We start from the raw sequence: 14,369 nt of genomic DNA on the forward strand, positions 1-14,369 counted from the left end.
AGCCCCCGCCGTCCACCTTCGTCGTCGCCGGGTCCGACGAAAGTCTCCTGGTCACACCGGCGACCGGTCACACCCGCCGGTGCCTGCTCGCGCCGATGTCCGATCACACCGACGGCGGCGTCGGCCCGGCGGCGGCCCGGCCGAAGGCCGTCAGCAGCAGCGCCACGTCGTCCACCCGACGGGCCGAACCGACCTCGCGCAGCAGCCGCTCGGCAGCCTCCTCCAGGTCCTCCCCCGGCTCGGCCCGGGCCATCGCGGCCCGCAGCCGGTCCACGCCCTCGTCGATCGCCGCCGCCGGGTCCTCGACCAGCCCGTCCGTGTACAGGGCCAGCACCGAGCCCGGGCTCAGCCGCAGCTCGCTGACCGGGTACGCGGCCAGCTCGTCCACCCCCAGCAGCGGCCCGCCCGCCACGTACAGCGCCTCGGTCCGCCCGTCCGGGTGCCGCAGCACCGGCGGCATGTGCCCGGCGCGGGCGATCCGGGCGGTTCCGTCGGCCGAGGCGAGCCGGACCAGGCAGCAGCTGGCGAGCAGCCCGGGGTCGAGGTCCAGCAGCAGCCGGTTGGTGTGGGCGAGCACCTGGTCGGGCGGGTCGCCGCCGGTCGCGAAGGCGCGGACCGCACTGCGCAGCTGGCCCATCGTGGCGGCGGCGCCGACGCTGTGGCCCTCGACGTCGCCGATCACCAGGGTGACGTCCCCGTCGGTGACGATCGCGTCGTACCAGTCGCCGCCGATCTCCATCCCCTGGGTGCCGGGCAGGTAGCGGGCGGTGATCCGGATCCCGGGCACCTCGGCGAGCCGGTGCGGCAGCAGCGCCTGCTGCAGCCCACGGGCCACAGCGAACTCGGCGTCGTACAGCCGGGCGCGTTCCAGGGCCTGGGCGATGAAGCCGCCGAGCGCCGTGAGCAGGCCGCGCTCCTCGACCGTGAACTGGTGCGGGCGGTCGAAGCCGAGGATGCAGCTGCCGACCGCCCGGCCGGAGGCGATCAGCGGCAGGAACGCCCAGGCGCCCATCTCGTCCAGGGCGAGGCCGGGGTAGGCGGCGGCGAGTTCGCGCACCGACTCGAAGAAGATCGCGGTGCCTGAGCTGAGGGTCTCCGCGCCCGGGACGCGGGCGTCGACCGGGGTGCCCTCGAAGGAGTCCAGGAAGCCGTCCGGGTAGCCGGACTGCGAGACCAGCTGCAACTCCTGGTCGTGCACCGTGTAGATGGCCAGCTCCTGGCCGCCGAAGGCCGGCAGGATCTCCTCGGCCACCGCCCGGCACACGTCGCGAACGGTGACCGCCTCGGTCAGCGCACTGGCCAGCTGGAGCAGGTGGTGGGTGCCGCCGACGCCGGTGCGGGCGGCCGGCGGCGGAGCGGCCGGCAGGGGCTCGACGGCGTCCGGCAGGGGCTCGGCGGAGACCACCCGGCCGGTGACGCCGTGTGCGTCGGGGTAGAGCGAGAAGGCGAGCCAGCCGTCCGGCGGGCGGGCCGCCAGGAAGGTGGCGGGCCGTTGGGAGAGCAGCGCCGCCCGGTAGCGGTTCTCGTAGAACGGGTCGGCGAGCCAGGGCAGCACGTCCCAGGGGTGGTGGCCGATCAGGTCCTCGCGGCGGGCCCGCAGCAGTGGCTCGGTGGCGTGGTTGGCGTAACGGATCCGGCCGTCCAGGTCGAGTGAGAACACGCCCTCGCGCAGCCGCTCGACGGCGGCCGCGGCGGCGGTCAGGCTCCGGACGTCCAGCACGGCGCCCACCAGGTGGGTCCGGCCGCGGGAGACCACCGCGGGTGCCCGCGCCCACAGCTCCACCGGGTACGGCAAGCCGTCCGGCCCCAGCACCCGGACCCGGGCGGCCAGCACCTCGCCGTGCTCCAGCGCCGTCCTGGCGGCGGCCCGGAACTGCGGCAGGTCGCCCGGGGCGATCCTGCCACTCAGGGAGGTCGCCGTGCCGTCGAACTCGCCCGGGCCGAAACCGAAGATCTCCCGGAACTGCTCGTCCGCGGCGAGTGCCCCGGTGGCCACGTCCCAGTCGAACAGCCCGACCCGGATGGTCGGCACCGACGACGGCGGCGGCAGCTCGACCACCGCCGGCTCCCCCTCCCCGCCCGGCTCCACCGACTGCCCGGACTCCTCCAACCCGGCCAGACCGTCGCCCAGTTCGGCCGCGACGGCGGCGATCAGCGGACGCGACGACTCCGGCACCCCGTCGTCCGAGGCCGGCCACAGCACGCTCAGCACCCCGAACCGCTCGCCGCCGTGCTCCACCGGCACGCAGGCGGACGCGAAGTCGTACGGCAGACCGACCGCGAGCTGCGGGAAGCGCCGCATGGTGTCCTCACTGCCGGTGAGCACGATCTCGTGCCCGGTCCGGAAGCAGACCGCGACCGGCAGCGGCCCGGCCGCCGCGACCCGCCGGAACGGGCTCATCACCGCCAGCGGCACCCCCGCGATCGTCCGCAGCGCCAGCGACCGCCGGTCCCTCGACCGCAGGTACACCAGCGCGCCGTACGCCCCGGTGCGCCCGAGCACCCCGCGCACGGCGTCCGCGAACAGCTCGTCCCGACGGTGCTCCGCAGGCCGGTCCGCCGCCGGCCCGGTCCGGGGAGCAGCCCGGCCCACCACCGCGTCGGCCCCGGGCTCCCGCGGCTGGTCCGGTCCGGACCACGCCCCAGGGGCCCCACCGGTCGCATGCGGATGGCGCATGCTCTTTTGCTACGCCGGGGCCGGAACGGTGTCAAGGCGAGCCCGCCCCGCCCCGGGCTGCCGCGAGGCCCGGCTTGCACCAGCATGGACGGCATGCCGAGCCCGTCCCGCCGCACCACCGTGGTCAACCTCAAGGGCCACCGCGACGACCCCGCCTACGGCGACGCCGTCTACGTCGGCCGTGCCGCGCACCGCGGCGGCTGGCACCTCGCCGAGTCCCCCCTGCACTGCCCCTACCGGCCGGGCCCGGACCTCACCCGGGAGGAGATGGTCGCGAAGTACCGCGCGTACCTGCTCGCCCGCCCGGACCTCCTCGCCCTCGTCCCGCCCCTGCGCGGCCACCGCCTCGCCTGCTGGTGCGCCCCGCTCCCCTGCCACGCCGACGTCCTCGCCGAGCTCGCCGACCACCCCCCGGAGGACTCCTCGAAGCACTCCCCGGAGCGCCCCTGAGGGCCGGTGCCCGAGGAACCGCTTCCCCTCCCGCCGTCGCGCACGTTCGAACCGTTCGAATCGTTCGGGGACTGTTCGATATCCTCCGGACGGGTGGCGGCGCGGGGCCGCCGGTGGGGAAGCGAGAGCGTATGCAGTCGCCGTCGTCCGGGAACACCGCGCACGAGGCGTCGTGGCAGTGGGACGGGGAGGAGAGCAGCGGCGGCGAGGCGCCCGAGGACGTGATCGGCGGCGGCGGGGACGGTCCGCGGCCGAGTCGGCGCCGGATGCTGATCGGGGCCGGGGCCCTCGCGGCGGGCGGGGCCGCGTGGGCGTTCGGCCGTTCGGGTGCCGACGGGGCGCCCCCCGCACCGAGGCCGACCGAGCCGCCGCCCACCGCGCTCTCCGGGCCGACCCCCCTCTGGACCTACCGCGGCCCCGAGGCGATGACCCCGGCGCGGCTCACCGGCCCGCCGGCCCGTCCCGTCTACCTGTCCAGGAACGGCCTCCAGGTGCTCGACGCCGCCCGGGGCACCGCCGCCCGGCTGCTGGTCTTCGACCCGCCGGACAGCCGGGACTGGCCCAGCGACCTCGACCTGCTCGGCAAGGTCGTGATCGGGCCCGACCTCCTCTTCACCACCACCTACGAGGGCCACCTCGAAGCCCGGCACTTCACGGACCCCGCGGCCGACTGGAGCCTGCCGCTGCCCGACGAGCTGCAGGGCCGGACCCGCCTCACCGGCTACGACCGCGGCATCCTCTACGGCTACTCCTGGGGCCGCCCCGGCCCCGACGGCGCCCCGCCGGACAACCACCTCTTCGCCCTGCGGGTCGCCGACCGCTCCTTCCTCTGGACCGTCCCGACCGAGCAGGAGGAGCAGCCGGTCGCCCCCGCCACCAGGATCGGCGGCAGCGTGGTGGCCTGCGTCCGCTTCCTCGGGTTCCGCGCCGAACTGGTGGCCCGGGACGCCGCCACCGGCCGCCCGCTGTGGACCGCGCACGGGGACGAGGACCTGCGCTGGTGCGCCACCGGCACGCAGGACGTCTACGTCCCCGACGGCAACGGCGGCGTGCGCATGCTGCAGCCCACCGGCGAACCGGGCTGGACCTACTCCCCCGCCCGGGGCGACTCCTGGCGGGCGCTGCCGCCCGTCCCGGACGGCCCCCGGGTGTACGTCCCGAGTGACCACGGCATCGTCACCTGCCACGACGCGGTCACCGGCGGGGTGCTGTGGACCTGTCGGCTGCCGTTCCTGCTGGACCGCCGCAGCCGTCCGGTGGTCGCCGCCGACATGCTGTTCGTGCCGGGCACGGCGACCGGCGGGGTCAGCGCGATCCACACCCCGACCGGGCGACTGGACTGGACCTTCCACGACTCCGGGCCGGGCAAGGACGTCTGGAGCGTCGCCACCGACGGCGGCCGCCTGTACGCGGGCCACGACGACGTCCTGCACGCCCTCCCCCTGAGCTGAGCGGCTCCACGACGCGGCAGGATGGCCCGATGCAGGTACGCCCGATCTCCCCCGACAACCTGGCCGAGCTGCTCGCCGACCGCATCACCGCCCTGCCCGGCGCCGCCGACCGCCGGCTGCGGGTGGCCGTCGACGGCGCGGCGGCCGCCCGCCCCGAGGCGCTCGCCGACGCCCTGGTGGAGCCGCTGCGGCTGCGCGGCCGCCCCACCCTGCGGGTGTCGGCGGCGGACTTCCTGCGCCCGGCGTCGATCCGGCTGGAGTACGGCCACCACGACGCGGACGCCTTCCACGACCTGTGGCTGGACGACGGCGCGCTGCTGCGCGAGGTCCTCGACCCGCTGGAGCCCGGCGGCAGCGGCCGCGTCCTGCCCACGCTGCGCGACCCGGTGACCGACCGTTCCACCCGCGCGGCGTACACCCGGCTCCCGCCGAACGGCGTGCTGCTGCTCGACGGAGCGCTCCTGCTCGGCCGCTGGCTGCCGCTGGACCTGACCGTCCACCTCGCCCTCACCCCGGCCGCGCTGGCCCGCCGCACCGCCGCCGACCAGCAGTGGACCCTGCCGGCCTTCGCCCGCTACGAGGCCGAGACCACCCCCGCGCAACTCGCCGACCTCACCGTCCGGATGGACGACCCCCGCCACCCGGCGCTGGTGGAGCAGCCGTAGCGGCCGTCTCCGCACACCGCCCCGGCGCCGGCTCACCGACCCGGCCGGCTCCCTCGGGCGGTCCGGACGGCTTCCGGGGCGGGGCCGCGCTGGCAGTAGGGGCACCAGAAGACCGTGCGGTCGCGCGGCGGCGTGCCCTGACGCCCGGTCACGACGGGGGTGACGCAGCGCGGGCAGGGCCGGCCGGCCCGGCCGTAGACCCAGTGCTGGTAGCCGGGCCTGGTGTCGCCGGTGGTGATGTGGCCGGGGCGCAGCTTGTTGGCCTCCAGCATCTGCCGGGCGCGCTCCACCAGCCGGTCGGGGTGCGGGAGTTCGCCGACCTCGGTCCACGGTGTCACGCCGGCCACGAAGCACAGTTCGTTGGCGTAGACGTTGCCGATCCCGGCCAGGTTGCGCTGGTCGAGCAGGGCCTCGACGACCGGGCGGCCGGGCCGGGCGAGAAGCCGGCGGACGGCCTCGACCGGGTCCCAGTCGGGGCCGAGCAGGTCCGGGCCGAGGTGGCCGACGATCCGCCGCTCGTCGGTGGTGCGCAGCAGTTCGACGACGGGGAGCCGGTAGCCGACGGCGGTGCCGCGGTCCGTGCCGAGGACGGCCCGGATCTGCCAGTCGGGTCCGCCGGTCCACCGTTCGCCGGGGCGGTAGACCTCCCAGCGGCCGTCCATCCGCAGGTGGGTGTGCAGGGTGAGGCCGCCTTCGAGGCGGGTGAGCAGGTGTTTGCCGCGCGGGGCGACCTCCAGCACCCGGCGGCCGGCGAGTGCGGCGGTGGCGTGGGCGGGCACCCGCAGGTCGGCGGCGGTCAGCGGCTGTCCGGCGAGGTCCTCGTGCAGCCGGGCCGCCACGCGGTAGACGGAGTCACCTTCTGGCATGACTCCATCCTCTCCCGCGCGGCGGCCCGGCGACGACCGGCCGGCTCGTGGGCCTACTGCCCGGGGTGGCCCTCGCGGACGACGACGACCGGGCACGGCGCCTGCTCGGTGAGGTGGCGGCTGACCGAGCCGAGCAGCACGCCGGAGAACCCGCCGAGGCCGCGGCTGCCGACGACGATCAGCGCCGCGCCGCCGGCGGCCTCCAGCAGCGCCTTGGCGGCGTTACCGGGCATCACGGTCTCGCTGATCCGTACGCCCGGGTCCTCGCCGACCACCTTGGCGACGGTGTCGGAGAGGATCTTGCCCGCGAGTTCCTCGGGGTTGAAGGTCTCGACGGTCGGCACGCCCTGTCCGGCCCAGCCGTAGAAGGCGGGGTACTCCCAGGCGGCGATGGCGTTGATGGTGCCGCCGACGGCTTTCGCGTAGTCGACCGCCCAGTGCAGCGCCTGCTCCGAGGCGGGCGAGCCGTCCACGCCGACGACGATCCGGGGACTGGCACTCATGGCCTTGCTCCTTCGCTTGCTCCTGCCGGCTGGTGCAGCCGGGTGGGGCTCCTGATCGGTCCGACCCTTCAAACATAGATCAAATCGGACATATGTCCGGCATTTGCCGCGCCGATCGCGGGGTACCGCATTCAAATCGAGTGCGTTCACCCCGGCCGGCTGGAACGATGCCCGGATGCCGAACAAGCCCCGCCGCCGGTCCGGCGGTTTCGCCGAGGTCCTCGCGGCGCTGCCGCCGCAGGAGGAGCACGAGCGCCTGGACGTCCGGGACCCGATCGGGTCGGGCGGGTTCCTGGACGGTGCGGGCTGCTACTGGCGGCTGGTCCGCGGCCCGGTGGACCGGCGGCTGGCCCGGCGGCTGGCGGCCGGCGCCGACGAGCTGACACTCGGCCTCCGGGGCCGTTGGCACGAGGACTTCCCCGACCGCTTCGTCCCCGTCCTGCTCGCCCCCGAGGAGCGCCCGGCCGCCTGGCGGGCGGCCTGCGCCGAGGACCACCGGGCGTACGAGTTCCGCGCCGCGGACGGCCGGACACTGCTCTACCTCGACGTCTCCTGTTAGATCAACTCCGGTAGGCGGACCACGAGTTCACCATTCGCTGGATCTGTCCGGGGGTGAACTCGCTCATGCACTCGTCGTAGCTGTAGTCCATGAAGTTGTGGATCGGGTCCGCGCCGGTCGCGGGGCAGGTGTCCCGGCCCTCGGGGCAGCCGAAGGCCGCGCTGCGCTCGGGCGGGGTGTCGTCCACGTAGTCGCCCGGGAGCAGGCAGCCGCCCTGGAAGGTGTGGAGAAGGCCGAGCCAGTGGCCGGTCTCGTGGGTGACGGTGTTGCCCTCGTTGTAGTGGGTGGCGGAGCCTCCGGGCAGGGAGGCGTCGAGCACGACCACGCCGTCGTCGGCCGGGTCCGACCGGTAGGCGTTCGGGAAAGTCGACCAGCCGAGCAGGGACTGGCCGAGGTGGGCGGTGTAGAGGTTGAGGGTGCCCTGGTCGCCCTTGCGCAGCTGCTTCTTCATCGCCTTCTCGGCGGCCGAGCCGGGCGTCATCCCGGTGTACCAGGCGGCCTTGTCGGTGTAGTCGGTGCCGGCCAGTGCGAACCGGAAGCCGGTGGCGGTGTTGCCCTCGCCCTCGCCGCCGTAGGTGGCGTTGAGGTGGTCGATCTGGGCAGCGACGGTGCTGTCGGCGAGCCGGCCGGCGCTCCCGTCGTGGATGACGTGGACGTACACCGGGACGGTGGTCGCGCCGCCGGACAGCGGGACGTGGGTGGAACCGAGAGCGGTGAGCCGGTCGTCGAGGTCGGCCTGCATGGCACGGGCCTGGGCCGCGGTGACGGCGTTCGGATCCTTCCCGGCCTGGCTGCCGGCCGGCCTGCGGGCGGCTGCGCCGACGGCGTCGGCGTCGGAGCCGTCGCACGCGGTCGTCGTCGGGGCGGCGGCCGCGCGCTGCGGGGCCGGCGCCGCGAACTGGCTCACACCGAGGGCGGCGACCAGTGCGGCCGCGCAGGGGAACAGGCGGGGGGCACGCGAGCGCACCCGGGCAGTACGGCGCATCTGCGCTCCTGACGGGGAGGTGACGGAGTCTCGGCCACGCCCCGGCGCGCTCCGGCCGGACCCGCCGGCCCGCTGCCCGGCGCGGACTCGCCGAGACTACGACGCCGTGAAGTCGATCTCCCGCAGGGCGCGCGCGGCGGCCCGGTCGAGTACCACGGCCGACGCACAGCCGGCCGGCAGCCGGCCGGCCCCGATCCACCGGCGCAGCCGGGCGAGGCCGGAGCGGTGCCGTACGAAGGCGTAGCGGGAGACGCCGCGCCCGCGCCACCGCTGCCCGGCGAGCGCCTCGGCCGGGTCGACGTCGAGCACCAGCAGGTGCACCCGACGGCCCTGGCCCGCGGCGGTGCGGGCGAGCCAGGCCCGCACCCAGGGCAGCGTGCCGCAGTCGTGCACCGCGAGCGACCCGCCGTCCAGCACGGCGCGGCGCAGTCGCCGGTAGTGCGCGATCCGGGCGAGCGGGCGGTAGAGGGCGTACGGGAGGCGGCCGGGCAGCCTGGCCGCGTACTCCTCGCGGACCAGCTGGGAGTCGATCAGCGGGGCGCGGACGCAGCGGCGCATCAGGGTGCTCTTGCCGCTGCCGGGCAGACCGGTGACGACCAGCAGGTCACCGGCCGGGTAGCGCAGGGCCGCCGGACCGGGTCCGCGCAGTTCGTGGAGGGCGGTCGGGTCGTGCGACGGGGGCAGGACGACGCGTTCCCCGGCGGTGCGCCGCGGCGGCACCCTCGGCCCCGCCGCCCGCGCCGTTCTCGTCCCGCTCACCGGTTCTCCCCCCGCCGTTCCCTCCTCAGGAGCATGGCGCATTCCCAAGAGCGAGTAAAGGGCGGAGGTCGGAGCGGGTACGGACGGTCCCTGCCGGGCCCGGCCCCGTGACGGGACCGGGCCCGTTTCCGGACGCCGCCGTCACCGACCGGGCCCGCGGCCGGGGAGCGGCCGGGCCCGTGGCCGGAAGGGGCCGCCGCGCACCGGCGCCGTTCGTCAGCCGAGCTGCGGGGCGACCCGGGAGGCGATCAGCTCCAGGTGGTCGAGATCGTCCAGGTCGAGGATCTGCAAGTAGATCCGCTCGCTGCCGACGGCCGCGAACCGGCCGATCCGCTCGACGACCTCGTCCGGGGTGCCGGCCAGGCCGTTGGCCTTCAGCTCGTCGACCTCGCGGCCGATGGCGGCGGCCCGACGGGCCACCTCCGCGTCGTCCCGGCCGACACAGGCGACCAGGGCATTGGAGTAGACCAGGTCGTCGGCCCGGCGACCGGCCCCCTCGACGGCGGCGCGGACCCTGCCGAACTGCGCGGCGGAGTCGTCCACCGAGGCGAACGGCAGGTTGAACTCGTCGGCGAAGCGGGCGGCCAGCGCGGGGGTGCGCTTCGGGCCGAGGCCGCCGACCAAAACCGGGATGCGGTCCTGGGCGGGCTTGGGGAGCGCGGGCGAGTCGGTCAGCGTGTAGTACTCGCCGGCGAAGTCGAAGGTGTCGCCGAGCTTGGTGTTCCACAGCCCGGTGATGATCGCCAGCTGCTCCTCCAGCCGCCCGAACTTCTCCTTGGGGAAGGGGATGCCGTAGGCGGTGTGCTCGGCCTCGTACCAGCCGGCGCCGAGGCCGAACTCGACCCGGCCGCCGCTCATCGCGTCGACCTGGGCGACCTGGATCGCGGTGACGCCGGGCAGCCGGAAGGTCGCGGCGGTCATCAGGGTGCCGAGGCGGATGGTGCGGGTGTCGCGGGCGAGGCCGGCCAGGGTGATCCAGGCGTCGGTGGGGCCGGGGAGGCCGTCCACGTCGCCCATCTTCAGGTAGTGGTCGGAGCGGAAGAAGGCGCTGAACGCGCCGAGCTCCTCCGCGGTGCGGGCGACCTTCAGGAGGGTGTCGTAGCTCGCGCCCTGCTGCGGTTCGGTGAAGATGCGGAGATCCATGCGGACCATTCTGGTACGGGACCACCCGGGCGTGAGCGCAGGGAACCGGCCACACCACGGAACGTGCCGGTACCCGCCGTCGGGTGGCCAAGGTCTCAGCACGGAAGCGTCACGGGCGCCCGCTCCCGCCGCGGCGCTCGCCTACCGTGGACGGATGTTCGCGACCCCCGACGAATCCTTCCGGCGCTCCCCCGACGAGCCGGCCGGCTGCCCGCTGCCAGGCATCGTGGCGGCGTTCACGCCGCGGCTGGCCGAATTCGCCTTCGAGCCCGGCTTCGTCGCGGCGGTCGACCAGCACGCGGCGATGCTGCGCGAGCTGCTGTACATGCAGGGGCCGGAGCTCGCGCCCCGGCCCCTGGACCGTGCGGAACTGTCGGACTACGCCCTGGGTTTCCTGGACGCGCTCACCGAGATCGGCTGGCGCGAGCCGGTCGGCTACGACTACGCCGTGCTCCGGCTCACCGCGATCTGCTGGCTGGTGCGCGAGCAGGGCCTGCTGGAGGTCTGAGCCGCCCGGCGCCCGTCAGGTGGTCCCGCCGGGTTCGATGCCCGGGGGCGGCGGGGTGCCCGGGCCGGTCTGGGTCCCGGGGCCGGTCGGGCCGGTCTGCGCCGTCGGCCGGACCGGCTGGTTGGCCAGCGCGTCGGAGCGTCCGGCCTGGTAGGCGCTGCCGCGCAGCTTGGCGGTCTCCTGCTCGGCACTGTCCAGCCACCGCTCCCAGCGCTGCCGCATCGGCATGATCAGACCGCCGCCGACCCCGACCACCACCACGCCGGCGACGGTGGCGAGCACGGCGATCAGCACCGGCGTGGTGATCGCCGTCGCGATCCCGACCTGTCCCAGCGCGGCGATCACACCGAGCGCCACGATGAACGCCCAGACCGTGGTGGCGACCGCCCGGCCGTAGGAGGCGCCGGAGAGCGAGTTGCCCACGATGTCGCGCACGCCGTTGGCGATGGCCATCGCGACCACCACGATCACGACGGCGACGATCGCGCGGGGCAGCCAGGCGACGATGCTGTGGATCATCACGCTGATCGGGTTCGGGCCGAAGACGCCGAACGCCAGTTGCAGGGCCATCAGCAGCACGATGTAGTAGACGACCTTGCAGACGATGCCGGTCAGGTCGTACGTCGAGCCCGCCAGGCGCGCCGCCATCCCGGACCGCTCCGCGACCCGTTCCGACCCGAGCCTGCGCATCACCCGGTCGAGGACCTTGCCGATGGCCCTGGCCACCAGCCAGCCGATGGCCAGGATCACCAGGAAGGCGATGAACTGCGGGATGACCTTCGCGATCTTCGACCAGGCTTCGGTGAAGCCCGACCCGAAGTCGACGGACAGTGCGAGCTGCTGGACCACGGAGTCCTCCACTCGGTGACGCGGCGCCACGAGCGGGCACCCGGTGGCCCCCCACCCTTCGTGGATAGCAGGCCCCCCGGCGGGCCGCGCGCGCCCGGTGTCCGGGATGCTCCCCTCGGGTGAACGGTCCGCAGGTCCGCGCGCGTACAGTGGCGGTCCGGGGGAAGGGCGACGGGGCGGGACGGACGGGACGGTGCGGCAGTGAGCGGTACGACGGCGGACAGCGCGGTGGAGCACCGGGCGCTGCACTGGCGGACCCGCCCGGAACGGGCACGGGCCGCCGTCCTGGTCCTGCACGGCGGCGAGGAGCACAACCTCGCCCGGCCCGGTCGCCTCAACCTCCCCCTGCTGCGGATGCACGGCTTCCTGCGCTCCCTGACCAGGGCGACCGCGGACTCCGGGGTCGCCATCGCCACCGTCCGCTACCGCCACCGCGGCTGGAACGGCGAGCGCGCCGACGCCGCCCGGGACGCACTCACCGCACTCGACGAACTGGCCGCGCTGCTGGGCCCGGTGCCCACCGTTCTGATCGGCCACTCGATGGGCGGGCGGGCCGCGCTGCAGGCCGGCGGACACCCCTCCGTCACCGGCCTGGTCGCCCTCGCCCCGTGGTGCCCGGCCGAGGACCCGTGCGAACAACTCGCCGGCCGGGACGTCCTGCTGCTGCACGGCGACCGCGACACCGTCACCCTGCCCGCCGACACCCGCGCCTTCGCCGTCCGCAGCCGCGCCGCCGGCGCCCGCGTCTGCGGCTACACCGTCACCGGCAGCGGCCACGCCATGCTCCGGCGTGGCCCCGACTGGCACCGCGCCACCACCCGCCTCACCACCGCCCTGCTCGGCCTCCACCCGCTCCCCGCCGAAACCGCCTCCGCGCTCGCCCTCCCCGCCACCTCCCCTGAAGCCCTCGCGCTCCCGCTGCCCCGCCAGCCACGCCGCACCCCGGTCCTCCCGGCCGACGCCTGACCGGGGCACCCCCCGCCCGCGGCCCCTGCCCGCCGCTTCCTTGCCCGCCGCCCGTGGACGCGGCTTGACGACGGGCCTCGGCCGGACAGGGGCCTAAAGGACCCGCCACAGGGCGGTGGCGAAGACCGCCGTGACCCAGGTCCAGAGGACGGAGAGGGCGAGGTGGGCGGCGGTGCGGAGCGGGTCGCCGCGCCACAGCTTCGGGGAGAAGACGGCGAACTCGAAGAGCCAGCGCAGGCCCCAGAAGAGGGTCTGACCGGCCAGCAGCGCGGTGCCGAGACGGGTGCCGGCCAGGAGGTCGGGGGCGAGGCAGAGCGGGAGCAGGCCGAGGAGGGTGCAGCCCAGACCGATGAAGAACACGTGGGCGTAGGAGACCTGACGGGTCAACAGGGCGGTACCGCGCAGGTCGGCGGGCCAGCCGATGGCGCGGGGCAGCACCGCGTGGAACAGGCCCATGGCGACGAGGGCGGCGCCGACCAGGTGCAACTGGGCTTCGAGGGTGAAGGGTTCGGTCACGGTGCGGGCTCTCGGAACGCGGCGGCGGTGGCCCGGCCTGCGCCGGCTCCCGGTTCCGGTCAGGGTGTCCGGGGCGTGGCGGGGCGCGGGCGGGGACGGCCCGGGTTCGTCCGTCGCCGCAGGCCGCGGCGGGGAGCTTCCCGCGCACCCTCATCATGGCGCACGGCTTTGAACGCGTTCAGCCCGGGGGTCTCCCCGACCCCGGAAGCCGCCGCGCCCGCGAGGTCAGGCGGCCTCGGGCCCGGCATCGCGGGACGGCACCCGGCCGGCCAGGAGGGCCTCGCCGAGCGGGGTGGGGCGGTGGGTCACGGTGCGGCCGGTGCGGTCCTTGGCGGTGAGGCCGGAGTCGGCGAGGACGGTGGCGTGCTCGCTCGCGGAGGCACTGGAGATGCCCAGGTGAGCGGCCAACTCCTTGGTGGAACAGGGGCCGTGGGCGGAGATCGCCTCCAGTGCGGCTGCCCTGGTCTGGCCGAGCAGGGCCGTCAGGGTGCGGCTGGGGGTCGCGGTCGGTTCGGGCTCGGCGCGCAAGGGTCCACCGATCCGGGCCGGGTAGAGGAGCACGGGCTGCTGCTCCGGGTCTTCGAAGCGGGCGATGACGGGGCGGCGGGGGCCGAACACGCAGGGCTGGAGCAGTAACCCCCGCCCGTCCAGCCGCACGTCGTGCCGGCACCGGTTCGCCAGCGGGAAGCTCAGCACCGGGCGGCGCCAGGACACCGCCGGGTGCAGCGAGCCCAGGACCCGGTCCGGCTCGGCGATCCGGTGCCGCCGCCCGTGCTCGGTGGTGACGATGGTCTCGATCTGCCGCCGGTACGGGTCGATCGCCCGGACCTGGTAGTCGGCGGTGACGTTGCCGAGCAGTCTCCTGGCCCTGCGGTCGCCGGCCGCCACGCCCCGCGCGAAGGCGCTCAACTGCCGCTCCCCGCCCACCGAGCGCAGGTGGTCGCGCAGCGGCGCCTCGGGCGCCTCGGCGGTCGCGCTCTCGGTGGCGCCCGGGTCGCGCCGCACGGCGAGGAACTCCGGGATCGCCGAGCGGGTGTAGAGGTCGAACAGCAGCGCGGTGCGCGGGTTCCAGGAGGCCCGCAGGTGGTCCCGCCAGCCCTCGAAACGCGGATCGCGCAGCCCGCTCACCAGGGCGTGCACACTGAGGGACAACTCCATCGACATGTCGGGGCGCTCCGCGACCCGGACCCGCGCCAGGTCGTCCGTACCGAAGAAGATTCGCAGCACGACCGCGATCGTCTCCCCGGGACCGGCACCTACGCAAGACCGTTCGGCGAGGACCGAATCGTTTGCCCGGAGCCCGTTCCCCGGCCAGGCTCGGAGCCCTGCCCCCTCCGGGCGGGGTGTCCGGGTGCCGGACCGGACACCCGGTGGCGGGGGGGGCCCGGGGGGGCGCGCCGGCCCCCGCCCCCCCGGGCCGCCCCCCGCGGCCCCCCCCCCCGCCCCCCACGGGCCGGGGGAGCACCCCCCCG

The 14,369-nt window shown here is 75.5% G+C and carries 15 protein-coding genes; 6 read left to right on the forward strand and 9 right to left on the reverse strand.

The features are described from left to right. Positions 1–103: 103 nt before the first annotated feature. A complete protein-coding gene (locus ACFV0O_RS28140; RefSeq protein WP_380346448.1) occupies positions 104–2,677 on the reverse strand; it encodes a SpoIIE family protein phosphatase in 2,574 nt (857 codons plus the stop codon). Between the two features lie 93 nt (positions 2,678–2,770). On the opposite strand from ACFV0O_RS28140, the gene ACFV0O_RS28145 reads away from it, so the two are divergent. The 3 genes from ACFV0O_RS28145 to ACFV0O_RS28155 all read left to right on the forward strand — a co-directional run bounded on the left by ACFV0O_RS28145 (position 2,771) and on the right by ACFV0O_RS28155 (position 5,243). Next, complete coding sequence (locus tag ACFV0O_RS28145) at positions 2,771–3,127, forward strand: DUF4326 domain-containing protein (RefSeq protein ID WP_380346450.1); 357 nt, start codon at positions 2,771–2,773, stop codon at positions 3,125–3,127. A 131-nt stretch (positions 3,128–3,258) separates the two neighbouring features. Next, on the forward strand, positions 3,259–4,578 hold the full coding sequence (locus tag ACFV0O_RS28150) for a PQQ-binding-like beta-propeller repeat protein (protein WP_380346452.1): 1,320 nt from the start codon (positions 3,259–3,261) through the stop codon (positions 4,576–4,578). A gap of 29 nt (positions 4,579–4,607) precedes the next feature. Beyond that, a complete protein-coding gene (locus tag ACFV0O_RS28155) occupies positions 4,608–5,243 on the forward strand; it encodes a uridine kinase (protein WP_380346454.1) in 636 nt (211 codons plus the stop codon). A gap of 32 nt (positions 5,244–5,275) precedes the next feature. Here the strand turns inward: ACFV0O_RS28155 and ACFV0O_RS28160 are convergent, their stop codons facing one another. Both ACFV0O_RS28160 and ACFV0O_RS28165 read right to left on the reverse strand, forming a co-directional pair. Then, a complete protein-coding gene (locus tag ACFV0O_RS28160; RefSeq protein WP_380346456.1) occupies positions 5,276–6,109 on the reverse strand; it encodes a DNA-formamidopyrimidine glycosylase family protein in 834 nt (277 codons plus the stop codon). Positions 6,110–6,162: 53 nt separating this feature from the next. Beyond that, positions 6,163–6,612 (reverse strand): universal stress protein, encoded by a 450-nt coding sequence (locus tag ACFV0O_RS28165; RefSeq protein ID WP_380346458.1) that lies wholly within the window; start codon positions 6,610–6,612, stop codon positions 6,163–6,165. Positions 6,613–6,787: 175 nt separating this feature from the next. Between ACFV0O_RS28165 and ACFV0O_RS28170 the strand changes: the two genes are divergently transcribed. Continuing rightward, positions 6,788–7,171, forward strand: a complete 384-nt coding sequence (locus ACFV0O_RS28170) for a hypothetical protein (RefSeq protein WP_380346460.1) — start codon at positions 6,788–6,790, stop codon at positions 7,169–7,171. Position 7,172: 1 nt separating this feature from the next. Here the strand turns inward: ACFV0O_RS28170 and ACFV0O_RS28175 are convergent, their stop codons facing one another. The 3 genes from ACFV0O_RS28175 to ACFV0O_RS28185 all read right to left on the reverse strand — a co-directional run bounded on the left by ACFV0O_RS28175 (position 7,173) and on the right by ACFV0O_RS28185 (position 10,058). After that, positions 7,173–8,156, reverse strand: coding sequence for a zinc metalloprotease (locus tag ACFV0O_RS28175; protein ID WP_380346461.1), 984 nt, complete (start codon positions 8,154–8,156; stop codon positions 7,173–7,175). 96 nt (positions 8,157–8,252) lie between these two features. Beyond that, positions 8,253–8,957 carry an AAA family ATPase gene (locus ACFV0O_RS28180; RefSeq protein ID WP_380346463.1) on the reverse strand — a complete coding sequence of 235 codons (705 nt, stop codon included), beginning with the start codon at positions 8,955–8,957 and terminating at the stop codon, positions 8,253–8,255. A 174-nt stretch (positions 8,958–9,131) separates the two neighbouring features. Then, positions 9,132–10,058 carry an LLM class F420-dependent oxidoreductase gene (locus ACFV0O_RS28185; RefSeq protein ID WP_380346465.1) on the reverse strand — a complete coding sequence of 309 codons (927 nt, stop codon included), beginning with the start codon at positions 10,056–10,058 and terminating at the stop codon, positions 9,132–9,134. 154 nt (positions 10,059–10,212) lie between these two features. On the opposite strand from ACFV0O_RS28185, the gene ACFV0O_RS28190 reads away from it, so the two are divergent. After that, the gene (locus ACFV0O_RS28190) at positions 10,213–10,566 is read left to right on the forward strand and encodes a DUF6401 family natural product biosynthesis protein (RefSeq protein WP_380346467.1); all 354 of its coding nucleotides are present in this window, start codon (positions 10,213–10,215) and stop codon (positions 10,564–10,566) included. Positions 10,567–10,581: 15 nt separating this feature from the next. Here the strand turns inward: ACFV0O_RS28190 and ACFV0O_RS28195 are convergent, their stop codons facing one another. After that, positions 10,582–11,415 carry a hypothetical protein gene (locus tag ACFV0O_RS28195; RefSeq protein WP_380346469.1) on the reverse strand — a complete coding sequence of 278 codons (834 nt, stop codon included), beginning with the start codon at positions 11,413–11,415 and terminating at the stop codon, positions 10,582–10,584. Positions 11,416–11,616: 201 nt separating this feature from the next. Between ACFV0O_RS28195 and ACFV0O_RS28200 the strand changes: the two genes are divergently transcribed. Next, a complete protein-coding gene (locus ACFV0O_RS28200) occupies positions 11,617–12,381 on the forward strand; it encodes an alpha/beta hydrolase (RefSeq protein ID WP_380346471.1) in 765 nt (254 codons plus the stop codon). A 93-nt stretch (positions 12,382–12,474) separates the two neighbouring features. Here the strand turns inward: ACFV0O_RS28200 and ACFV0O_RS28205 are convergent, their stop codons facing one another. Both ACFV0O_RS28205 and ACFV0O_RS28210 read right to left on the reverse strand, forming a co-directional pair. Next, complete coding sequence (locus ACFV0O_RS28205; protein ID WP_380346473.1) at positions 12,475–12,897, reverse strand: hypothetical protein; 423 nt, start codon at positions 12,895–12,897, stop codon at positions 12,475–12,477. A gap of 225 nt (positions 12,898–13,122) precedes the next feature. Beyond that, positions 13,123–14,124, reverse strand: coding sequence for a winged helix-turn-helix domain-containing protein (locus tag ACFV0O_RS28210; RefSeq protein WP_360264426.1), 1,002 nt, complete (start codon positions 14,122–14,124; stop codon positions 13,123–13,125). Positions 14,125–14,369 lie beyond the last annotated feature (245 nt).

Source organism: Kitasatospora sp. NPDC059577, assembly GCF_042735475.1.
Lineage (GTDB): Bacteria > Actinomycetota > Actinomycetes > Streptomycetales > Streptomycetaceae > Kitasatospora.